General features: G+C 48.1%; 17 protein-coding genes and 2 pseudogenes. 7 read left to right on the plus strand and 12 right to left on the minus strand.

Annotated elements, in window-relative coordinates; genetic code table 11:
- Positions 1 to 67 precede the first annotated feature (67 nt).
- A pseudogene (locus VK70_RS27150) lies at positions 68 to 2,952 on the minus strand (Tn3 family transposase); the annotation flags it as partial.
- A gap of 32 nt (positions 2,953 to 2,984) precedes the next feature.
- On the minus strand, positions 2,985 to 4,166 hold the full coding sequence (gene hmpA / locus VK70_RS09870; RefSeq protein WP_025694800.1) for an NO-inducible flavohemoprotein: 1,182 nt from the start codon (positions 4,164 to 4,166) through the stop codon (positions 2,985 to 2,987).
- A 156-nt stretch (positions 4,167 to 4,322) separates the two neighbouring features.
- Here hmpA and VK70_RS09875 point away from each other — a divergent pair, with 156 nt between their 5' ends.
- Positions 4,323 to 4,766: an RrF2 family transcriptional regulator gene (locus VK70_RS09875; protein WP_025694801.1), complete on the plus strand. Its 444-nt coding sequence runs from the start codon at positions 4,323 to 4,325 to the stop codon at positions 4,764 to 4,766.
- Between the two features lie 92 nt (positions 4,767 to 4,858).
- On the opposite strand, the gene VK70_RS26430 is transcribed toward VK70_RS09875, so the two are convergent.
- The 3 genes from VK70_RS26430 to VK70_RS09885 are packed head-to-tail and all read right to left on the minus strand — an operon-like array spanning position 4,859 to position 6,360.
- Positions 4,859 to 5,323: a DUF5643 domain-containing protein gene (locus VK70_RS26430; RefSeq protein WP_051505017.1), complete on the minus strand. Its 465-nt coding sequence runs from the start codon at positions 5,321 to 5,323 to the stop codon at positions 4,859 to 4,861.
- Positions 5,320 to 5,991 (minus strand): DUF4179 domain-containing protein, encoded by a 672-nt coding sequence (locus tag VK70_RS26435; RefSeq protein WP_051505020.1) that lies wholly within the window; start codon positions 5,989 to 5,991, stop codon positions 5,320 to 5,322. The genes VK70_RS26430 and VK70_RS26435 overlap by 4 nt, the downstream gene beginning before the upstream one ends.
- Positions 5,992 to 5,994: 3 nt before the next feature.
- Positions 5,995 to 6,360 carry a sigma factor gene (locus VK70_RS09885; RefSeq protein WP_025694802.1) on the minus strand — a complete coding sequence of 122 codons (366 nt, stop codon included), beginning with the start codon at positions 6,358 to 6,360 and terminating at the stop codon, positions 5,995 to 5,997.
- A gap of 416 nt (positions 6,361 to 6,776) precedes the next feature.
- Between VK70_RS09885 and VK70_RS09890 the strand changes: the two genes are divergently transcribed.
- Entirely contained in the window at positions 6,777 to 7,589 is an 813-nt protein-coding gene (locus tag VK70_RS09890; RefSeq protein WP_046724186.1) for an alkaline phosphatase family protein, read from the plus strand.
- A 99-nt stretch (positions 7,590 to 7,688) separates the two neighbouring features.
- Here VK70_RS09890 and VK70_RS09895 read toward each other — a convergent pair whose 3' ends face one another.
- Complete coding sequence (locus tag VK70_RS09895; protein WP_025694804.1) at positions 7,689 to 8,507, minus strand: undecaprenyl-diphosphate phosphatase; 819 nt, start codon at positions 8,505 to 8,507, stop codon at positions 7,689 to 7,691.
- Positions 8,508 to 9,095: 588 nt separating this feature from the next.
- Here VK70_RS09895 and VK70_RS09900 point away from each other — a divergent pair.
- Positions 9,096 to 9,590: pseudogene (locus tag VK70_RS09900) on the plus strand (C40 family peptidase); the annotation flags it as partial.
- Positions 9,591 to 9,776: 186 nt separating this feature from the next.
- On the opposite strand, the gene VK70_RS09905 reads toward VK70_RS09900, so the two are convergent.
- The 3 genes from VK70_RS09905 to VK70_RS09920 form a co-directional block, all read right to left on the minus strand.
- Complete coding sequence (locus tag VK70_RS09905; protein WP_025694806.1) at positions 9,777 to 11,144, minus strand: sensor histidine kinase; 1,368 nt, start codon at positions 11,142 to 11,144, stop codon at positions 9,777 to 9,779.
- On the minus strand, positions 11,141 to 11,839 hold the full coding sequence (locus tag VK70_RS09910) for a response regulator transcription factor (protein WP_025694807.1): 699 nt from the start codon (positions 11,837 to 11,839) through the stop codon (positions 11,141 to 11,143). Before VK70_RS09910 ends, VK70_RS09905 begins: the two co-directional genes overlap by 4 nt.
- Before the next feature lie 422 nt (positions 11,840 to 12,261).
- Entirely contained in the window at positions 12,262 to 13,155 is an 894-nt protein-coding gene (locus VK70_RS09920) for a cation diffusion facilitator family transporter (RefSeq protein ID WP_025694809.1), read from the minus strand.
- Positions 13,156 to 13,385: 230 nt separating this feature from the next.
- Between VK70_RS09920 and VK70_RS27155 the strand changes: the two genes are divergently transcribed.
- Together VK70_RS27155 and VK70_RS09925 are read left to right on the plus strand one after the other, a co-directional pair.
- Positions 13,386 to 13,772, plus strand: a complete 387-nt coding sequence (locus VK70_RS27155; RefSeq protein WP_081754773.1) for a YmaF family protein — start codon at positions 13,386 to 13,388, stop codon at positions 13,770 to 13,772.
- Between the two features lie 120 nt (positions 13,773 to 13,892).
- Positions 13,893 to 14,651 carry a polysaccharide deacetylase family protein gene (locus tag VK70_RS09925; RefSeq protein WP_025694810.1) on the plus strand — a complete coding sequence of 253 codons (759 nt, stop codon included), beginning with the start codon at positions 13,893 to 13,895 and terminating at the stop codon, positions 14,649 to 14,651.
- 79 nt (positions 14,652 to 14,730) lie between these two features.
- Here the strand turns inward: VK70_RS09925 and VK70_RS27160 are convergent, their stop codons facing one another.
- Positions 14,731 to 14,829 carry a sporulation protein YjcZ gene (locus VK70_RS27160; RefSeq protein ID WP_081754774.1) on the minus strand — a complete coding sequence of 33 codons (99 nt, stop codon included), beginning with the start codon at positions 14,827 to 14,829 and terminating at the stop codon, positions 14,731 to 14,733.
- 67 nt (positions 14,830 to 14,896) lie between these two features.
- A complete protein-coding gene (locus VK70_RS09930; RefSeq protein WP_025694811.1) occupies positions 14,897 to 16,063 on the minus strand; it encodes a DUF116 domain-containing protein in 1,167 nt (388 codons plus the stop codon).
- A gap of 535 nt (positions 16,064 to 16,598) precedes the next feature.
- Between VK70_RS09930 and VK70_RS09935 the strand changes: the two genes are divergently transcribed.
- Together VK70_RS09935 and VK70_RS09940 are read left to right on the plus strand one after the other, a co-directional pair.
- Complete coding sequence (locus VK70_RS09935; RefSeq protein WP_025694812.1) at positions 16,599 to 17,831, plus strand: nitrate/nitrite transporter; 1,233 nt, start codon at positions 16,599 to 16,601, stop codon at positions 17,829 to 17,831.
- Between the two features lie 34 nt (positions 17,832 to 17,865).
- A complete protein-coding gene (locus VK70_RS09940; RefSeq protein ID WP_046723229.1) occupies positions 17,866 to 22,071 on the plus strand; it encodes a sulfite reductase subunit alpha in 4,206 nt (1,401 codons plus the stop codon).
- A 292-nt stretch (positions 22,072 to 22,363) separates the two neighbouring features.
- On the opposite strand, the gene VK70_RS09945 is transcribed toward VK70_RS09940, so the two are convergent.
- The gene (locus tag VK70_RS09945; RefSeq protein WP_046723231.1) at positions 22,364 to 23,266 is read right to left on the minus strand and encodes an IS3 family transposase; all 903 of its coding nucleotides are present in this window, start codon (positions 23,264 to 23,266) and stop codon (positions 22,364 to 22,366) included.
- Between the last annotated feature and the right edge of the window lie 10 nt (positions 23,267 to 23,276).

The raw sequence follows: 23,276 nt of genomic DNA on the forward strand, positions 1-23,276 counted from the left end.
ATGTGACCGGCTTAGCGTTTTTTCTTACTCTAAGCCCATTAGTCCGGGCATAGCCCGGACCAACCGGTCATTCAACTTCCTGTTGTTTCAACGGTCGTAAGAAATTGAGAGACGTATTCTGCCTAAAATTGAATTTGTATTCGCCTAAGAAATTGATGTGCTCCCATCCGAGCGGAGAAATGTGGTTTAGTAGTTCTTCCTGAAGCTTTCCTTGTTTTTTGCGGTGTTCTGTCGCTTGCTGGAGGTAGACGGTATTCCAAACGCTAATTGCATTGATGATAATGTTCAACGCACTTGCCCGTTGGAGCTGGTCTTGTAGAGCACGTTCTCGCAGTTCTCCATGTTTACCGAAAAAAGATCGCTCTGGCCAATGCACTCATGGCTTCCCCTTTGTTCAATCCTCTATGAATTTTTCGCCGTAGCGCCTCGCTTGAAAGGTAATCCAAGATGAAGATCGTTTTCTCGATATGCCCCATTTCTCGCAGCGCGGTAGCCAAGCTGTTTTGTCTTGCATAGGAACCGATTTTTCCCATAATGAGTGATGCTGAAACGGTGCCTTCTCGGATGGAGTGAGCCAGCCGAAGAACATCATCGTAGTTTTCCTGGATGATCTTTGTATTAATCTGTCCGCGCAGCAGCTTCTCCAATTTAGGAAAATCGGAAGGTTTCCCGATAGCGTAGAGCTTGGAATCAGCCAAGTCGCGCAAGCGCGGCGCAAAGCGAAATCCAAGCAGATGCGTTAAACCAAAGACTTGATCGGTATAACCGGCTGTATCCGTATAACGCTCCTCGATGGCCAAGTCCGTTTCATGGTGGAGCAAACCATCGATGACGTGTACGGCATCCCGAGCGTTTGTATTGATGACTTTCGTGTAGAACGTGGAAAATTGGTCGCTCACGAACCGATAAATCGTAGCTCCTTTTCCGGTTCCGTAGTGGGGATTCGCATCTGCGTGAAGCGCCGAAACTCCGATCTGGACGCGCATTCCATCAGTTGATGAGGTCGTGCCGTTCCCCCAATATGAGGGCAGCGCCAGCTTGTGATGAAAATTAACAAGAACAGCCTGCGCTTTATTCATTGCGTCTTCGTACAGCCGCCATTGCGCTGTATTGGCCATTTGCCGATATGAAATGCTCGGCGTGGCTTCAGCCATCTTTGTAAGCCCAATGTTCGTTCCCATTGCCATAAGCGTAGCCATTAGGATCGTCGTTTCTTCCTCGTTCGGAGCGCGGTTACTGGAAACGTGATAAACTGCTCATGAAAATTCGTCCAGTTGGCTACTTCCATGAGCAGATCCGTTAGCTTGATTCGTGGCAGCAGCTCATAGAGGGAAAGGCTGAAATTCCGGGATTCATCGGGAACATCTTTCTCCAATCGCTCGATGTGCAATTTCCCGTTCTCCACATTAACGCCGTCCAGCTCGTCAATGTGGTCCGAAACCCAGTTTAATCTTTGAAGAAGTGATTTAGTCCGTTCTTCAAGATATTCCTTTGCGGACAAGCTGACGGCAAGCTTTGTAGCGTTAGGATCGATACCATTCCAATCAGCTTTCGGTACAAGGTACTCCTCGAATCCTTATGCTGACGGCTTCCGACAATGGATACGTCCCCGGAACGAACGTAATTCCGCAGCTCTGTCAGGACAGCCATTTCGTAGTAATGCGGATTGATCGTTCCGTCATCGTCATAAACGTGCTTTTGTCAGCGGTTCGAAACGAAGTTCAGCGGTGCGCCCTCCGGAACCTTTCGCTTTCCGGTTTCATTCATATCCCGGATGATATCGACCGCCTTCATTAGCGGCTCTGCCGATTTGGTTGACCGAAACTCCAACGATTTTAGCAGCGTTGGCGTCTATTTTCGGAGCGCATAGAATTTCCTTTCCAACAAGTCCAAATAGTCATAATCAACGGGTCGCGCCAGCCGTTTAGCTTCTTCCACGGATGCGACAAGCTGATCCCATGGCATAACTGCATCAAGCGCAACAAACGGATCAATACCTTCACTTCGGGCCTTAATAAGAGCGGCTCCAAGATCGGCAAAATGAACAACCTTTTCGTTGATCGATTTACCATTTTGTTTTTGAAGTTCCTCTTGGGCGCTTCTCCCTTTGGAAAGCAGTATCAAGATCTGCCGGTCGTGAAACTCGAAAGCCAAGTCTGTCAAATCCTGAATCAATTCCAATAGGTACGCTACTAAAATTGCGTACTTTTTCGGATCATTAAAGCGGCGGAAAGAATGAGGTTCGTAACGCGAACCGATTTTAGAAAGCTGCCGCAGCCGGTTCGGATGGAAGCCTTTCGTATCAACTTGCAGTTGCAAATCCCGTATATATTCAAGCTTTTCAATAACCTTCAAAAAGGAATCCTGAGAGCTGGTACCTGGAATTTCCCTTAACCATGCTAAGTAAGTTTTGCTGCTTTCCGGCATGGTGGTTAAGACGCGATCCAGCTTAGCAATTTGCAATTCTGTCAGTGAACTGCTAAGCAGCTTGAATATTTTTTCTTCTGTCCGTTTGCGAGTTTCCCAAACTGCTCTTTCAATCGTGGCCATTGAGGGTAGAATGATTTTACGTTTACGTAAATCTTCGAGTGCGAGCTGAATCAGGTGTAGGGGATTACCGTTTGCCATGGCATGGTTATAAAGATGCTTGCACAAAGAACGATACTCGCTCAAGTTAAATGTCTGGTAGCCATATTCCTTCCGGATTTCCTCCAGGTGCTCGTATTTCGTTGCTTCCCGTTCGCCGTAAGATGTAAAAGACTCCACATCGGCATTGATTTGCTTTGCAATATAACGAAGAACTTGAACCGGCACTTCCTTTATATCAGAAAGCGTCCAGCCAAGATAACGAAGTACACACAGCTGAACGGCAAAGCCGAGTCGATTATAATCTCTGCGCCGCTGCTGGATGATTTCAAGGTCATGCTGTGTAAATGTGAAATGAGTACTGATCAAACCGTTCCTCTTTCAATGAGTTTAAAGGACTATTTGTTATCCAGCTGCATAGCCGGACCGAAGAATTCATGGTAAATCTGTTCGTTCTTTAAACCTATTTCCAATAATCCCCGAATAATGGATTCCATGAATGGAACCGGTCCGCATACATACACGTCTCCGGAAGTATCGATAAACTCCTCCAGAACTTTGCGCGAGATGTAGCCGTCCGGTTTATCCGAATAGAACGTTTTGTACTTCACATTGCTCATATTTGCTGTATGTTTTTCCACATCGCCTTGAAAAGCGGCAAGCGCTTCATTGCGCGCAGCATGCAGAAAGACGGTTGGACGGTCAGGCGTTATGGTCGATACCGTCTCTAGCATGCCCATCATCGGCGTAATGCCGACACCGCCTGAAATAAAGGCCACAGGCTTTGTTTTCGTCGTGTCTAGCACAAATTCACCGGCAGGGGCGCTCACCTCTATAGTATTCCCTTCATGGACCTGCTCGTGAAGATAAATGGAGACGACGCCATTTGGATCCTTGTCGGCTTCGCGTTTTACAGAGATTCGGAACTCATCCGGTCTTGGCGCCTGTGAGAGGCTGTATTGACGGATCATCATGTATTTCTCACCCGGTATGGAGACACGAATGGAGATGTACTGGCCCGGTTTGTATTCCGGAACATTCGAACCGTCTGCCGGCTTTAGATAGAATGATGTGATGGTGTCGCTTTCTTTTACTTTCCGTGCTACGATAAACGATTTAAAGAAGTTCCAGCCGTTGTCCTGTTCACGCGACTCTTTGTACATATTGGCTTCAACGCTTATAAAGGCATCTGCGATGACACCGTAGGCTTCCGCCCATGCGCCCAGAATGTCATCCGTCGCCGCTTCCCCTAATACTTCCTTGATCGCTTTCAGTAAATGCTCGCCGACGATCGGATAATGCTCCGCCTTGACTCCGAGACTGACGTGCTTATGCGCAATTTGGACAACTGCCGGTAAAATATTCTCCAGGTTGTCAATATGGACAGCCGCCGCATAAACCGTATTCGCAAGCGCTGCCTGTTGGCGGCCTTGAGCCTGGTTGGTATGATTGAAAATATTCAGTAGCTCAGGATGAGCGGCAAACATATTCCGGTAGAACACAGATGTAATTGCAGTGCCGTGCTCTGCCAAGACAGGTGCTGTCGATTTGACGATGTCTCTCGTTCTTTGGGATAATATGATGATTCACTCCTTTTTTCAATATCTATAGCTCAACTATAAACTTAATCTAAAATTAAAGATATATTTTAAATACATCTTTAACAAAATGGACAAAATATTTAGGTTGATATGTAATAATAATCACATACTATCACTCTCAACAGGAGGGTAATAATGAGACTTACGATGTACACTGATTTTTCACTGCGGATTCTTCTGTATCTGGGGACGAAAGAGCGAAGCGAACGGTCAACCATTCAGGAAATATCGGATGCGTATAACATATCCAAAAACCATTTGGTCAAAGTTGCACATGAACTTGGCAAAGCGGGGTATATCGAAACGGTGAGAGGTAGGGGAGGCGGCATCCGGCTGGCGCATGCACCTGAAGAAATCAACATCGGAGAAGTCATACGGAGGATGGAAGACGATTTCCACCTCGTCGAATGCTTCAATCCCGCCGGAAACGGGTGTCCGATCACCCCGGTCTGCGGACTGAAAGGCGTTCTCGGGAAAGCGCTGAATGCTTATCTGCAAGTGCTTGACGAATACACACTCGAGGATTTACTGGTGAATAAAAACGGGCTAAAAGTGATTTTACAGCAGCAGAATGCGTAAAGATCCCGACCAAGACTGACTCTTATATTTTAGGTTTCCACAGCATAGGAGCGGTCTCCCCTGTCAGGTAGATCGCTCCTTGAACGGACTGATTATTGGGCGGCATTCTTAAGGTCGATCCGGATTTCCAGGTCGTCCACAAACTGGCTGTTTTTGATTTCCTTCGGGAAGTCTCCGTCATTGTTCTTGAACGGTTTCAGGATCAAATATTTAGTCCGACTGCTTGCGGAAGCATAATGCCCGGTTATTGTGAATTTGTTGCCTTGAATAACGCCTTGGCCGCCCAGACGGTCCAGCAGATGGCCCTGATCGTCGTAAACTGCCACATTCGTATAAATCAGATCATGCTCATCCTGCTTAGAGAGCGGCGTTTTCGACACTTTTTCCAGAGAGTATTCCAGCCTTGTGGTGATCGGAGTAACATCGACCGCATTTGCGGTAAAGATCAGGTCGCCCGCGGTTTTGACCGCATGCGGTTTGAGACTGATGACATTGTCAGTCTTCTTCGTAAAAGGAACATTGAGCGTAAAGGTATGATCGATACCGGCCAGCTTCACTTCCACCTTCGCGTCAAAAGCGTCCGGGGCCGTAATTTTGTTCTTTCGGGCGAAGGGTTAAGGGTTTGCTCAACAATAATCGTATTCGGATGGTCTTTTCCCGCTCCCCAATACTGGCCTCCTCCGCCTAAAGAGTCAAACTCTCCGCCATTCCCCTTAAAGGTAATAGCGTCAATCGCACTGCTAAGTTTTACGGGACCTTTGTCCGTAACGTACATTCCGTCTTTCAGATTCGGCGCCGCCACAGTCAGCGCGTATACAGCGCGGGTTCCGTCGAACACGGTTTCTGTAACTTCCAGCTTCACATCTTTATAGGACACGTCGCTGTTAACCTGTGAAGTCAAGCCTTCATTGGCCGCGTTTTGCAGTCCAAGATCACGCTCTATAGAGCTGAACAGGCTGCCGATCAACGGAATTTGCCGAATGGAATCAGCCATAGCGGGTGAAGCGAAGCCCGAGGCGAACAAGGTTACACCAAGGATGGCTGCCACGGCGCCGGTTCCAAGAAAACGCCGTTTCCCTGTGCGTTCGGGACGCGCACCGATGTTCATCTTCCCTCCGGAAATTGAGGCATAGGTCTCTTCCAAACGGCCGCGGACGAAATCGGACATTGGCGCCTCGTTATCCTTTTCTGCTTTCAACTGTTTATCCAGATCAAATTGATTCATGGTTCATCTTCCCTTCTTCTGTCGGATGAATTTCTTCCATAGTTCGACCGAAGCCATGTTATCGGAAGAGTCCTGCATTTCCGGAAGTGTCTCCATGGTCACGCTCCGCGAACGCTTTTTTAGAATGGTGCTGCATTCATTAATCAGAATCCGGTAGATCCAGGTTTTGAAAAATCCGGGCTCCCGAAGCGTATCCAGTGATTTATAGGCTTTCAGAATCGTCTCCTGCAGCGCGTCCGCTATGTCCTCGTCCTTTTTAACCATTACGCGTGCGGTATTGTACAGGCCATTTTCAACCTGCCGCGTCAAGCGGATAAATGCTTCACGGTCCCCCTGCTTGGCCAGTTTCACCTCTTGCTCCATACTCATGGTGTCACTCCACCCTCCCTCTGTTTCCTGTGTTGATTTTGTTCTACATGAATTAGACAGTGCAAGTGCCTGAATCGTCACATCACAATCAAAAAAATTTCAAAAAAAAACCACGCTCAGCGTGGTTAGACAAAATTTTAATCAATATGTTGAACCATCTCGCTCAAAGCTTTTATCAACTGATCATTAACTTGAGCCAAGACCTGTTTATCGATTGGGCTCTTTTGCGAACCGGCAACTTCTGGATATCTAATTGAGTTAACTCATTCTTTAGAAAAATTTAATAAATGGGGTTTAGAATATTACATGTTCCAATGTCTATATACGAAAGAGGGGGAAATATGTTCAAACCCAAAATAATGATGGCGTCCATTGCAATATGTGCTCTATGGGCAAATTCTCTGGTGCACCCTGCTGTGAAAAATGTTGCTCTTTCAGCTCCGGCTTCACTGTCCCAGAACAAATCTAGTATTTCCAAACCTGCTTCTGAACATATTGTGATTGTCGTCGAAGAGAACCATTCCTCACAGAGCATCCTAAACAATCCCAAGGCTCCGTATATTAACAGCTTGGCCAAACAGGGGCTTAGTCTTACCAATCATTATGCGATAGAGCATCCGAGCCAGCCGAATTATATTGAATTGTTCTCCGGCTCCAATCAAGGTGTAAATGATGACTTAACTCATAAGCCCACTAACCATGCCAACTTGGCCTCTGAGCTCATTAATCACGGATATACCTTTGGCGGCTATTCCGAAGGTTTACCCAAAGTAGGATACACGGGTCCTTATGATCTGAAAACAAAATATGCAAGAAAGCATAACCCCTGGGTTAATTTCACCAACTTGCCAGCCAGCATCAACATGCCTTTAACCAGCTTCCCCAAGGATTACAATCAACTTCCGACCGTCTCGTTTGTCATTCCTAATCTGAACAATGATATGCATGACGGCAGCATCAAGACAGCGGATCAGTGGCTTAAAAGTCATTTGTCTGCGTATGTCGCCTGGGCTTACAGCCATAATAGTATTCTCATTGTAACCTGGGATGAAGACGATATGAGCAAGCATAACAAAATACCGACAATCATTGTCGGCGCCAATGTCAAGAAAGGCTCTTACACGGTGAAGACGAATCATTACTCGGTACTGCGGACTATTGAAAACATGTACGGTCTGAATGCTCTCGGAAAAAGCCGGAATACTCAGCCTATTGACATCTGGGAGTGAAAATTCCCTTGAAAATAAAACGGCTGATCCTCAGGCAATGTGAGTGATCAGCCGTTATGCTTATCCGCGCAGGCATCAGACGTTGCACTACATTAGAGCTTAATTCATCAACAAGTAGATCAAGAATATAGCGGCGAGTCCAAACCGGTAATAGGCAAATGGTGCGAGCTTTAGCCGATCTAGCAGCTTCAAGAAGGTGATAACAGCCAGAAGCGCAACGATAAAAGATACGAGGAATCCAGTGATGAAGAACCCGGCATCGGCTGTCGTTAATGTATGGTAGCTCTTCAGCAGTTCATAACCGCTCGCGGCAAACATCATCGGGATGGCAATTAGGAAGGAAAAATTGGTTGCTGCTTTGTAGCTTGCTCCAGCCAGCAGCCCTCCCGCAATCGTCGCTCCGGAACGTGAGAATCCCGGCCACAGAGACAAGCATTGGAATAAACCAATGGCGATGGCCTGCTTATAGGATAGCTGATCAATGCTCTTCGCCTGGACCGTGATCTTCTTCTTCTGACCAAACAGCATGAATACTCCCCCCAGCACAAGTCCCGCAAGCACAGTATAAGGAGAAAATAAATACGTTTTGATGAAGGAATGCAGAATGAGCCCGAGCGCCATCGCCGGCAAGCAGGCAAGTATGACATGAATAAGATTCAATTTCTGCTTTCCTGTGGTATCTTCATTGTCTGATTCGAACTTGATTAACCCCAGTAAGCCGAGAATCCGCCGCCAGTAAATGACTGCCACAGCAAGAATGGCTCCCAGCTGAATAATGATTTCGAAGGTGTCGGCTTTTTCACCCTTAAATCCGAGAAGTTCTCCAGTCAAAATGAGATGGCCCGTGGAGGATACCGGCAAAAATTCGGTGATTCCCTCCACAATTCCTTGAATAATAGCAATAATGTAATCGTGCATATTATGGAAGACTCCTCTCTGCTATGATGAATAAGCCATTGACTAATAGAGGGTATGTAACGCTCTCAGTGCTCTGCGGCGGGTTCTGGATCATCCTGCCTTGTAATCTTCATACCCTTTAGGTCCCCGCAAATGCCGTCAGTCCGGTGGCCAACATGATAGTTCCGCTGATGCCAGTTACGCCTCCGGTTAATAACCAGTTTTCTTCAACGTCGATCCTTCCCTTCGTCACAAATTAGCTTGCAATATTTAGCCTAAGCTATAATCCTAAATTCACCGTGAAGAGATTATTAAATAAATCTTAACTCGCAAATAAGTAACCAGCATTCATTGTTATATGCTTGTCTGTTCGGAACGGATATAGATCGCCGTGTTCTTTTTGAGCATATCCGCAGGTCCCAAGGTATGCAGCCGAGCGTTGTGATCATTGTCAATAAGAAACAGATGTGAAAATTCTCATCATACTCTAATAAAAGACAGGAACCTCCTGCCCGGACAGCTATAATCTAGCCCTTGGCAATTTATGTAAAACTCCAATGTGCTAAGGTATGTTCAGGTGATCACCTAGATAACAACAGGAGGTAGCATATGACTACAACTTACAGCAAAAGACGTTTACGCAACTTTGGTATTGGAATCAGCTTGGGAATAGCTCTGCTCTCAGCAGGGACAGGCTTTTTGGATAACACCAATACAGCTTATGCAGCTACAGCTGCGGCTTCTGCTACTGCGGGTCAAGTCATCTCAACCGGCCTGAAATATCAGGGCGTTCCTTATCAATTTGGGGCCAAATCCGGAAGAACCGATGCATTCGACTGCTCCTCTTTTACACAGTTTGTATTTAAAGAGAACGGAGTGTCCATTCCCCGTTCTTCCAGACAGCAGTCCACTGTCGGAACATTCGTCCCAAGGGATCAGCTTCAGCCTGGGGATCTTGTATTCTTCTATTCCCCTATTCACCATGTAGCCATTTACATGGGCGATGGAAAATTGCTGCACACGTTCGGAAAAGGGGGCGTTACCATCACGCCGCTTAATACAGGCTGGTGGAATTCCCACTACACAACCGCGCGCCGGGTCTTGGCGGACGGACAAGCTGCCGTGAATCCGGTACAGGACAGCAGTCAGGCCGCAGCTTCTCCCGCCCCTGCACCATCCGATAATCCTCCTTCGGATCAAGGGGACAGTAATGGCGAGCAAAACGAAAATTAATGGTCCATTGAACAAGCCTAAACAAGCCGTTTCTGATTATCCTCAGGGGCGGCTTGTTTATTTATTCCAGCTGGGATGTAATATCGGCAGTTCCACAATAACCTCAGTTCCTGTACCCTCACGGCTTTTAATCCGAATCCGTCCCTGATGCTCCTCCACAATCGACTTGGCAATGGGCAGGCCAAGGCCTGTTCCCCCAGTCTTTCGGTGACGAGAGCTGTCGACACGGTAAAAACGTTCAAACACATGCTTAACCTCTTCCCGGGGAATTCCGATTCCGTAATCCTTAACGATCAGCTGAATATTATCGTCCTGTTGGGTTATATGTAATTCTATTGGGGCTGTGCTGTATTTCAAAGCATTGTCCAGCAAAATAATCAACAGCTGTTTTATTTTACTGTGATCCGCTTGTATCACCATTTCCTTTTCCTTTGCATGCAGGATTAATTTTCTCGTGCTTAACTGCCTGAAGTGGGTAATTACCTGTTTACAGGTTTGTATGAGGTCGACCGAATCCAACATGAATTGCCTTCCTTGCTGGGAGGAAGCCAGATTCAGCAGCTGCTGGGTCATCACCCTCATTCGTTTGGTTTCCTCGTATATGGACTTCACAGCTTCCTCCTGCACCTTTGTATCATAGGCTCCCCAGCGTCTGAGTATGTTCGAGTACCCCTCTATGATCATCAGTGTCGTATTGAGTTCATGGGAGGCATCGGAGACAAACTGCTGTTGATTCCAAAAGCTCTCCTCCAGTCTGTCCATCATCCGGTTAAACGTCCCGGTCATTTCATATAGCTCATCTGCACTTTTCCCTTTATAGGGGATCTTCTTAAAGGTGAGACTGCGTTCAATCTCCTTCATCGTTCTTATGCTGGTCGAAATCGGCTTAACGACTGTCCGGGACAGCAGGCTTCCGCCCAACATACAAACCATGACGGCTCCGAAAGTGGTGAAAGTCAATATCGTCACAAGAATATGAATGTTGGTCTCCAAATCATCTAATCTCTCAGCGATTTCAAAGCAGGTCATGGTCCCGCCCGCAGTCTTCATCGGAATATAGACCATAAGTATTCGTTCGTCGTCATGTTTTAAAAGTCTGGCGTTTCTAGTTTTGCTAGAAGTAACCGGCACCCCATTCAAATTAAAATCAGCGCCATTCGAGATCATGCGTATGGAATCGGAACCGGGGACGGAAATTCGAATGAGCGTATCTTCTGTTAGTGAATTGTAAAGCAGAGCGTTCCGGGCCTCACTGTTCATGGATTCTACTTGTTGGATAATAGGCTCCCATTTGCTTAGAAGCATTTCACCCGCATTTTGGCCGGCAATCTTAATGAATAACGAATACACTATAATGTCTACACATAATAAAATGACGATCAGCAAAAGAGAGGTCAATAAGGTGATTTTCGTTCCAAGCTTCAATCTTCCTCCTCCTTGATGCTATAGCCGACACCGCGCACCGTTTTGATCAGCTTGTTCTTGAAACCGGAATCAATCTTTTTTCGAACATAAAGAATATATACATCGACTACATTCGTGTCCCCGACAAAATCAAAACCCCAGACGTGATTAATAATTTGTTCCCGGCTGAGTACATGGTTTTTATTCTCTGTCAAAAAAACCAAAAGATCGAACTCTTTAGGGGTAAGTTCAATCTTGTGTCCTTCACGGATCACCTCTCTTGTATATTTATTAATGACCAGATCATCGATTTGGATAAGAGACGGTTCCTGTACTGGATTTGGCCTATTGCCGCGAAGCCTGATATTTGCTCTAATTCTAGCCAGCAGTTCCTCTATTTCAAACGGCTTCGTAATGTAATCGTTTGCCCCTTGATCTAATCCTGCTACGATTTCGGAAGTGGTATTTCGGGCGGTTACCAGAATTACCGGAGTAAATTCATCTACTTTTCTCAGTCTTCGTAAGACTTCCACACCGTTAAGTTCCGGAAGCATGATATCCAAAATGATGAGGTCCCACGTCTGGCCAAGTGCTTTCTCCAACCCCTCCCTGCCAGTTTCGGCAATCTCAACATGGTAGCCCTCATAAGTTAGCTCCAACTCCAGAAGCCGTGAAATTTTGGTTTCATCATCAACAACCAATATGGACTGTTCCACCAACACTTCTCCTTTTCATCACCCTTGGAGTAGTATCCTGTCCGCCTTGATTTATTATTCATTTTCTTTATTTTGGGTGATGCTCCGCGCCGTTGTCCCTATCAAGTTCCAAAATTCGAGAATAATATATTGCGTACCTATATTAAATGGAAAGGGGACGTTGACGATCATGTCATCATTCCGCGAAAAAGCTAGATTACTTCAGGGAAAAAGCGTGCTGGTCAAAACCACCGGCAGTACCTTTACGGGTACTCTCACGTCGGTTGGTACGGATTTTCTTATTCTTAGCAGCATCATTAGAGGGCGCAGAAGAAGACTCATCATTCGGTTGGCAGAGATTATTCTGCTTTCAAGATTGCTCCGCTAAAGCGATCCGAAGACAAAAGCCAGGAGAGAATTCCCCTGGCTTATTTGGTATATCCTTACCTGCTGTAATGTTCTATGCTCTTACTCGCCAGTCGTTCATGCTCGGGTTCCACATGAATTAATACTTGGGCATGATCAAATTTCATTTTGATCGCCTGTTCAATCTCATCGCATAGGTGATGCGCGGTTTCTATCTCCATAATGGAGGGGACCACAAGATGAAAGTCTACATATTCCTCCGGACCTGATCGCCGTGTGCGGAAATCATGAACTTCAATGTATTTTTCTTTATATGAATGGATGACACGCAGAATTTCGTTTTCTTCTTCTTCGGTCAGACTGGCATCGAGCAAAGGAGGGAATGATTCCTTCAGCAGCTTATATGCTTCTCTCATAATATAAAGGGCCAGAATCATTCCGATAATAGGGTCCAGAATGGTCCACCCTGTTACGGTAACCAATAATAAACTGAATGCAACCCCCAAAGATGTGAACACATCAGTAAGCAGATGCAAGGCATTGGATTTCATAGCGACAGAATGAGTTTCTATTGCTGCCTTCTGTACCCTTCTTGAAACCATATAATTAATCCCCGCCCCCGCAACCATTACGATGATGCCCAAAAAAGGAAGTTCAATATCTGTAGGGTTTAATATTTTATGAACACACTCATAAATAATCCATACCCCTGCTGCAAAAATAAGCAAGGTTTCAATGGTTCCTGAAATATTCTCCATTTTTCCATGTCCATAAGGGTGGGTTTTATCTGCGGAGCGGCTAGAAAAACGAACCGAAAAAAAAGCAATCAAAGAAGCAGCCAAATCCAAGGATGAGTGGATAGCTTCAGAAACGACTGCTACAGAGCCCGTTACAATGCCGACAACGAGCTTTAGTACAACGATAAAAGTGTTGCTAAGCACAGATAAAAAAGCAGATTTTGAACCATTCAAACGTAACACAACCTTTTTTAGTATTTAGCGGATTGTACAGATTAGCTTGACCAATCCGTCTGTTTATAAATATTACCAAATGAATACGCAGCAGGTCTAGAGTAAGCATTGTGCCGGCTATCAGTAAATTGTTGCTTCGTTTTTATTTTATGGGTGTCAGCCGTTTCATGGTTCCCGATTCACCATAAACTAATTTCATAACTATACTTCGCACGACGAAAGGAGCCGCAATGAAAATTCCTGTTACTGGATTCGTAGTGGATTCTGGAGATGACGATGATCGACATTCACACAAACTTTATATTACATCTTGGAATGGCTGCCCTGTCCATGTCCATCCCTTTTCTGGTGAAACCTCTATAAATGACGGACATTGCCATGAATATGTCGGCTGTACTGGTCCTGCCCCTACTGGTGTGCCGCATGTACACAAATATCATACCGTTACATCAGTTAATCAAAATCATACCCACCTTATTCATGGAGTAACCGGACCAGCCATTGATCTTCCTGGCGGCGGGCACTACCATAAGTTTGAGGGATGCACGACAATCAACGGCAGACATCCTCATTTGCATGCCTATTGCGGGAAAACAGGTAACGAAGTTGACAGGTAAAATAATGCACACATTAAAGGACGTACTCTGATGCTTGTCAGTACGTCCTTTATCTTCGCCGCATTTATGAATAATTCACCCTGTCCATAAGCACTCTAATAATAAAAAAAGGTGAATCGAATGAGAACAGGCTTGCGAATTATTGCCGCATCACTTGCGCTACTACTATGCTTAACCAATACCGCTTTAGGCCATCCCGCCGTAAGAAAGAACCGCCAGTACTACGAACAACGAGGAGACATGATCTGGGAGGTACATACCAACCAAAAAGTGATCGCATTGACCTTTGATGACGGCCCGGACCCTCTGGAGACGGAGCAAATCCTGGATGTGCTGAACCAGTATGATGCCAAATGCACCTTTTTTGCCATCGGAAAGCGTCTTGCCTCCTACCCAGACGTAGCTAGACGGGTTATTGCTGAGGGGCATGAGCTGGCGAACCATACTTACAATCATGTTTACTTTAAAAAGCCTATTTCCCAGAAGCAGGTTCAGCAGGAACTAGAATTAACGGAAAATGAGATTATCAAAATCACGAGCAGACACAGCAAGCTGTTCCGTCCGCCGGGAGGAATGTACGATGAGACCTTGATAAACATCTCCAACAGCATGGGCCTAAAGCCGATTTTATGGTCCTGGCATCAGGATACGAAAGACTGGAACTGCCCGGGAGTGTACAAGATTGTAAACAAGGTACTACGTAATGCGCATAATGGCGACATCGTGCTCTTTCATGACCATGTCCACGGACGATCACAAACCAGACAAGCTCTCAAGCTTATTTTACCTGAGTTAAAAAAGAGAGGCTACCGTTTTGTTACGGTATCGGAATTGATTCGCTTATCTGATATGCCTCAGATAGGCAAAAATAATCATTGAACCGGAGAGTTCGATTTCCACCCATTATGAAAAATCCGCCAGCTTGCATGCTGGCGGAAGTGTTACGGGAGTAGAGCAATTAGAATATGCAGGCTTTCAAAATAATAACCAACAGGATAAAGAGAACCAAGATAGCATTTGTCGACGTAAAGCCGCCTTTGACTCCATAATCGCTCATAGATTAACCCTCCTTTGCAGTTTATACAATTTTAGGATATGCGAGCTTTTTATGAATTCTTGGGTATTCAGGAATCGAAATTTTGCCCAGCCTTCAGAATTTCTTCTAAACGGTTTAAATCAATCGTCGTCCTGGTACCCTTTGGATGCCAATGCTGGATACAGCCTGAATAATGGAGCAGCACACACTGGGGCTCATATCCCATTTCTTTCGCTTTATATCCTCCTGAGATGAGATTCAGCACGCAAGCAATGCCAATAATTCCCACACTCCCCTCCCGGATGCGCCGATGTCCGAACGCCGTGGAGGCATGCGGGATGATCACCACTTTACAGCCGTACTTTTTAGCCATAGCCGTGATGAGATTAACCTGACACTCCTTGGAACAGCTTCTGCAGAGATACCCCTCTCCTTCTTTTACCGCTTTGCAGGCTTCACTTGTCTTATGCCGCATGCAGACGGGAAGGAACACTCTCTTGTCTTTGGTTGCCAAGAAGCCGCCGCGAAACGCCCGATTCATAATCTCCGCGCCCACCATATTCAAATGATATTCCACCCGTTCACGGCTGCAGAAGATCCGGTTTTCTTTCCATTTCAGCCGCTGACGGTTGTTTTCAATATAAGCATCTACCCCAGACGTGTAGCCTCCCAGCCGCTCCCTGCTTCCCCGTTCAAACCAGAAGCCGAGCCGTTCAGCTCTTGACAGCATGTTCTCGCTCTCACTTGGCAGCTTACTGTTCAAAAACTCCAACCAGACTGCCAAGCGTTTGCTCACCGGCCCAAATTCTCCGCTTGCCCGAAGCCAACCAATCATCCTCCTAAACAGGCTTAAATTAATCGAGACTGCAAGCCTTCTGCTCCTTGCCAAGACGGTTGTTCCGGCAATCCCCTTCAACCGGTCTACCGCGATTTTTGCACCTGCACTTCGGTTTCTCATTCTGTAAAGGGAGGATAGCAGCTTGCCCATACATACACTTCCTGCCGTTGCCCTTCGTCCGTATACTCTCCAGAGCACGCCAATCATAAGGAATTCCAGCGCATACACTGCCGAATCGAATGGGTTCAGATTATTTTCTGCAACGTAACGGCCAAAATCATCAATAGTCTGTTCTTCTACTCGCATCCTTTCTATGACCTCATCGGTAAAAGCGGCCGCATCCGCATAATATTTATCCGTTTCACCGCCGTCACCGCATAAGGAGTAGGTTAAGGTTTCTGGCGCTGTCCTGCTCACCCGGATCACCTCCAGCTTATATATAGTCAGTAATAATGTACGCTGTTCCTACAAGCTAGTACGTGTGATTAAGGAATGCGTTTCCAGATAATTCATGTTAGCTTACATACCGTATGGATTTGAAAAACACAGCAAAACAACATCTAAATTAATTATTTAAAATTTTTATGTTATTATTATTGACATTGCTTCAAAAGCAAATTATATTGGCATTATAAGATTTTTAGGCGGCACAATAGTGTGTCAACTCAGGTGCAGAACAGTCGATCCGCACAATGCTGTGGCCGGATGGATTGTCGTACTGCTATTCTTACAATTTATATGTCAGTCACAATGATGTGGCTGCATTGGCAACGGGGCCGATTAACGAAATCCGCAATTTTGCGGGTTCTGTCAGTCGGCTCTTTTTTGCCATACATGTACTCTTATAAGGGGGCGATGTTAGCAGCAACAGCAGCAAAACTCGAACGATCCGTACCAACCCGCAAGTCCCCAACAAAACAGCGGTTTAACCATTAAAAGGAGGAAGTTACAGATGGAAGCAAAAGGTTTTCGCAAGGCTGGTCATTCCCCGAGTTTATTGTCAGCTTTTTTATATTTTGATGTAAGCTTTATGATTTGGGTGCTGTGCGGAGCTTTATCGCTCTACATAACCAAGGATTTCGGCCTAACGGACACCCAAAAAGCTACGATGGTTGCGATCCCCATTCTGGGCGGTTCGGTGTTCCGGATCCCGATGGGAATATTGGCAGACCGTATTGGCTGTAAAAAAGCAGGCCTTACCGGTATGGGCCTTACCCTTATTCCTCTTCTGTGGGGGTGGCTCGGTGGAACCAGCCTGCAGCAGATTCATATGATCGGCTTCCTGCTCGGTTTCGCGGGCGCAAGCTTTGCCGTATCGCTCTCCCTGGCCAGCCGCTGGTACCCCCCGCAGTATCAGGGACTTGCGATGGGCATTGCCGGAGCGGGCAACAGCGGAACGGCCTTGGCCACCTTTTTCGGGCCGCAGATCGCTCAGGCTTACGGTTGGCACAATGTTTTTGGTCTTGCCATGATCCCGCTCATTCTGGTTATGATCGTGTACGCTATTTTGGTTAAAGACGCTCCAAATGCCCCTGCGCCTAAACCATTGAAGAATTACCTCAGCGTCTTCAAGCATGCGGATACGTGGTGGTTCTCGATGTTCTACGCGATTACTTTCGGCGGATTTGTCGGGTTCGCCAACTATGCGAGCATTTTCTTCTATGATGTGTACGGCGATGGCGCGCATTCCGGCGGTTTAACCAAAGTACAGGTAGGTTACCTGGTTACCATTACCGTCATTGCTGGCAGCTTCTTCCGGCCTCTCGGCGGATGGATCGCGGACAAAATTGGCGGCATGCGTCTCCTCGTGATTTTGTACAGTGTGATTTCCGTATGCGCCTTTGCAATTGCGACCATGCCCTCTTCATTCCTTGTAATGCTTCTTTATACCAGCGTAATGATGGCCTGCCTTGGCATGGGGAACGGATCGGTATTCCAGATCATCCCTCAGCGTTTCTCCAGTGAAATCGGAGTTATTACGGGAATCGTCGGCGCCGCCGGAGGTTTGGGAGGATATTTACTGCCTACGTACATCCTCGGGCCGCTGAAGCAATCTACAGGCTCTCAGGTCACAGGATTTCTCGTTGTAGGTTCCATCGTATTATTGACGACACTTATTTTTTATGCGGTAACACGTTCCTGGAGAAAAACCTGGGCCAAAGCGGAATCCGGGGTCAATTTCTAAAAAATAAAGAGAACTTCGGTGGGGGTGAACGTACATGACAACGAAAAAAGTAAAAAGTGTCTGCCCTTACTGCGGCGTTGGCTGCGGAATCGTACTCGAAGTGTCCGGTAACCGCGTTGTCAAACTCACCGGAGATAAAGAGCATCCTACCAATTTCGGCAGACTGTGCACCAAGGGCAGCACTGCGGCCTTAGCCATCACAGAATCGGGGCGTATGGAATATGCCTACAGCCGCCAGGTTCGAAAGGCCCAGCCCGTCAAAGTCGGTATGAATGAGGCCATTAGCGATACCGCCAAGCGGCTCCGTGCGATTCTTGACGAACACGGCCCGGACGCGCTCTCCTTCTATGTCTCGGGCCAAATGTCGCTGGAGGCCCAATATCTGATCAACAAGCTCGCTAAGGGCTTCATAAGGACGAATAATATCGAATCCAATTCTCGTCTATGTATGGCGAGCGCGGGCAGCGGCTACAAGCTGTCGCTTGGAGCGGATGGGCCTCCGGGTTCTTATCAGGATATGGATACAACCGATTTGTTCTTCGTGATCGGAGCCAATATGGCCGATTGTCATCCGATTCTGTTCCTCCGGTTGATGGACCGGGTTAATGCGGGAGCGAAGCTGATTGTCGTCGACCCCCGCCGCACCGCTACCGCAGAGAAAGCGCATCTGTTTATGCAAATCAGGCCCGGGACGGACCTCGCCCTGCTTAACGGCCTGCTGCATCTGCTTGTAAAGAACGGCCATACGGACCCGGCCTTCATCGCCGAGTTCACATCCGGCTTTGAGAGCATGCCGGAATTTCTGGAAGATTATCCGCCGGACAAGGTGGCTGAAATTACAGGAATCCCCGAGGCGGATATCCGTAAAGCCGCCGAGTGGATTGGCGGGGCGCCGAATTGGATGAGCTGCTGGACTATGGGCCTCAATCAGAGCACGCACGGCACCTGGCATACGAACGCCATCTGCAATCTGCATCTTGCTACAGGAGCGATATGTCGTCCGGGCAGCGGCCCCTTCTCTCTCACCGGCCAGCCGAATGCCATGGGCGGCCGGGAGATGGGTTACATGGGGCCCGGCTTGCCCGGGCAACGTTCCGTCCTGGACGAAGCCGACCGCAGGTTTATCGAAGAGATGTGGAAGGTTCCCAAGGGCACCCTTCGTACCGAAGCAGGCACCGGCACCGTATCCATGTTCGAGAGTATGAAATCCGGCGATATCAAAGCCTGCTGGATTATCTGCACCAATCCGGTGGCCACCGTGCCGAACCGCAAGAACGTGATTGCAGGACTGGAGGCTGCCGAACTGGTTATTACGCAGGATGCCTTCCTGGATACCGAGACGAACCGATTCGCCGATATCCTGCTCCCCGGCGCTTTATGGTCCGAAGCCGAAGGCATAATGATCAATTCCGAGCGCAACCTGACCTTGATGCAGAAGGCGGTCGAGCCGCCAGGGGAAACCCTTCCCGACTGGCAGATTATCGCCCGGGTAGCCTGCGAAATGGGGTATTCCGAGTCTTTTACCTACGGTTCCTCGGCTGAGGTTTACAGGGAAATCCAGCAGGCCTGGAATCCGAAGACCGGCTATGACATTCGCGGCGCAACTTACGAAAGGCTGCGCGAAACGCCGGTTCAGTGGCCCTGTGCTCCGGACAGCGCGAGCGACCGGAACCCGATCCGCTATTTGAGCGATGAAGCTGACAGTACACCTGCGCCGAAAAAGCCTGCAAATGGCGCTCCGCGTATCGTGTTCCCGACGGCAAGCGGAAAAGGAGTATTCTGGGCGCGCCCGTATATGCCGCCTGCGGAAATGCCGGACAACGATTATCCGTTTGTGCTGAACTCCGGACGTTTGCAGCATCAATGGCATACCCTGACCAAGACGGGAAAGATCCCTACGCTGAATAAACTGAACCCGGGTCCCTTTATTGAAATACACCCAGAGGATGCGGCGATGCTTGGAATTACAGATCAGGATTCGGTAGAAATCCGTTCGAGACGGGGGCGGGCCATTCTTCCGGCAGTCATTAATGATCGGGTGCGGCCCGGAAACTGCTTCGCCCCCTTCCACTGGAATGATGTATTCGGGACGAATCTGGCGATAAACGATGTCACCAATGATTCGGTTGATCCCCTGTCCTTTCAGCCTGAATTGAAATTTTGTTCTGTCTCGCTGGTCAAGGCTGTAGGACGCCCATCATTGGAGCCGAATCTGCCGGATAATGCTGGAATTCAAACTCCGCTTCCAACCAGCGCAAACACCGTCAATCCGAAGGAGGAATTGTATTTGGCGCAACTGGATACGCTCGAAAGTCTGTTGGGCCTTCAATCCCCTAAAACCATGACGCTGGATAGTCATGAACAAGCCTATTTATCAGGCTTCATCACAAGTCTGCGCACCGGGGATTCACAAGCGGCGTCCGGCATTCCGGTTCTGCCCCCTACCGCCCCGCTTGAATCATCCAAACGCTATTGGGTAGACGGCCTGTTGGCCGGGATGTTCTCGCGCAGTTCCCTTCAAGGTGCGGAAACGATTTCGAAGCATGAACTGGCTGCGGCAGCAGAGGCTGCGGGCAGATTACCTGTCACCATACTTTGGGCCTCGCAGACCGGTAATGCGGAAGGCGCGGCAATCGGCTGCGCGAAGAAGTTACAGGAATTGGGTTATGATATTAGACTTGTAAATATGAACCAATATTCTGTGCTGGATCTGGCTAAGGAACGCTTTGTCCTGTTCATCGCCAGCACCTTCGGAGCCGGAGATCCTCCGGACAATGGAGAAAGCTTCTTTCATGCTCTGCAAGCGGATGATGCGATCCTTGTGCCAAACCTGCGGTACGCCGTTCTCGCTTTCGGGGATTCAAATTACGATCAGTTTTGCGGATTCGGACGAAATCTGGATGCCCGTTTGGAGGAGCTTGGCGCTCAGCGGCTGCTTGAATGCGCTCCTTGCGATACGGATTATCAGGAACAGGCTGAGACATGGACGAATACCGTCGCAGAATTGTTAAGCGAGCATGCAAGCTCGCCGGGGCAAGCGCTGCCTTCAGAAGCAGTTACCGGCAAATCGGCCCAAGCTTCTGCACCTGATGCGGCGTCACAGAACCTGGAGCAAAGCGGATATAACCGAAACCGCCCGATCCATTCGCGTCTCCTGTTCAACCGGCGCCTGAATCAAGAGAATTCCGAGAAAGAAACCCGTCACTATGCTTTCGACCTTAAGGATACCGGGTTGCAGTATGAAGCTGGCGACGCTCTGGGCGTATGGCCGGCCAATTGTCCCGAGCTTGTTAGTGATATGCTGAGCGCGGTTAAACTGGAACCCTCCGTTAAGGTTATGGTAAAAGGCCAGGGAGAAATGCCGCTTGGCGATGCGCTGCTCCGTCACTTCGAGATTGCCCGTATAGCTCCGGAAATGCTCCGGTTTATCCGGGATCGTTCACAAAATGAACGGTTGTGCGAGCTGCTCAAAAGTGAAAACCAGGCAAACCTGAAGGAATGGCTGTGGGGGCGTCAGCTGATCGATGTGCTGCAGGAGTTTCCAGTACCCATGAGCGCGGCGGAGTTTACTCAGCTGCTCAAGCCTTTGCAGCCCCGCCTGTACTCTATTTCATCCAGCCCGAAAGCGAATCCGGACGAGGTTCATATCACGGTCTCAACCTTGCGTTACGATTACAAGGGCAACTCCCGAAAAGGCGTATGCTCCACATTCCTCGCCGACCTTGCCGCTCCGGATACGGAAATTCCGATTTTTATTCAAAAGAATGCTCATTTCCGTCCGCCGGCCAATCCGGATGCGCCAGTGATCATGGTTGGGCCGGGTACCGGAATCGCTCCATTCCGCAGCTTCCTGCAGGAGCGCCGAGCGACCGGGGCCAGAGGCAAGAACTGGCTGATCTTCGGGGAACAGCGCGAGGATTGTGATTTTTACTTCAGGGATGAACTCGAAGCTTTCCGGAAGGAAGGCTTCCTCCATCTTCTGGATACCGCCTTTTCCCGCGACCAGGCCGACAAAATCTATGTCCAGCACCGCATGATCGAGCACGGCGCGGAGCTATGGGCCTGGCTTCAGGAAGGAGCCCACTTCTATGTATGCGGAGATGCCAATCAAATGGCCAAAGAGGTGGATACCGCGCTCCGAACAGTCATTCGGGAGCATGGCGGGATGACTGCGGATGCAGCGAAGGATTATGTGAAAGAGATGTCTCTGCGCAAGCGGTATTTGCGGGACGTTTATTGATGCTGTCCCATAAGTGGAAAAGCCGGCAGGTCTTTCGGTTATTGAAAGACCCGCCGGCGTATGTTGTTCTATTCGTCGCCCCTCCATGGAATCAGGTTAGGAATCAGGCACTCGCTTAGGGATTGTTCATCGGAACGTTTTCATAGAGTAAGAAAGTGAATTCGGGAGACTCGAAAAAGATTTTTAGGGCGGCCTGGTCTTGCAAAACAGCTAAGACGGCTAGGCCCCTTTAATCCGGAGTCATGCCCTACAATTAACAAGCGTTCGTAAAATAACTCTTTATTTCAAGATATTACATGGCTTTATGAAATGTCGATGAGTCTTCCAGCGTTTTAACCCACTCTGAAAACTTCGCTGGAGGCATTAATTTCAAGCTGCCATGCATCTTGCGGTTGTTGTAGAAGTCCATATATTGATCGAGGGCCTCATAGGCTTCGTCGAAGGTCATGAACTCTCTTTTGCTGAACAGATCGCGTTCCATTAAGCTATGAAAGGATTCAATGTAGGCATTCATATTCGGTGTCCGCGGCGGGATGCGTTCGTGAATCATGTCCAGGCTTTCACAGGTATCTCCAAATAACTTGCTGACGAATTGCGGCCCGTTGTCCGTTCGAATCACGGGCATGACTTCTCCGGATTGGAGACGACTCTGTAGCGCTCGCCATAGGGTTTGGACCGCATGTTTGGCCTCACATACGGGTCCTCTGTACTGCTGGACCACGACACGGTCAAATACATCAATGATACTAAGCACGAAAAAGAAACGTTCCTGGCCGATGATGTAGCCGTACTTGATGTCCATTTGCCACAACTGGTTGGACCCTGTGACGACCCGGTTCTTGGGAAGCCGGCGTGGATGTGAGGGGAGGCGCTTACGGGATTGCTGAAGAATCCCTAGCTCTTTACACAAGCGATATCCTTTCTTCTTGTTCAGCTTTACGCTGTACCGGTTACGAATACATTGCGCAAGAAGTTTGTAGCCATAGACATGCTCTTCGCCTTCGAGGAGCTCAAGCAGCCATTCCTTGATTTGTTCGTCACTGACTTTCTCTCCCGTAACCGTGAAGGAGTAGCCCGGCACCGGACGCCCCATCTGGCCTTCTGGTGGGCGTTTTGTTGCCGGACGGGCAGCTCGTTTTTTACGATCGTAGTACGTCGATTCGGATAATCCAAGGATGCGCAGAACCCATGCCACCGGTTCCCCC

Source organism: Paenibacillus durus ATCC 35681, assembly GCF_000993825.1.
In the GTDB taxonomy this organism is placed as follows: Bacteria; Bacillota; Bacilli; order Paenibacillales; family Paenibacillaceae; genus Paenibacillus_AQ; species Paenibacillus_AQ durus_B.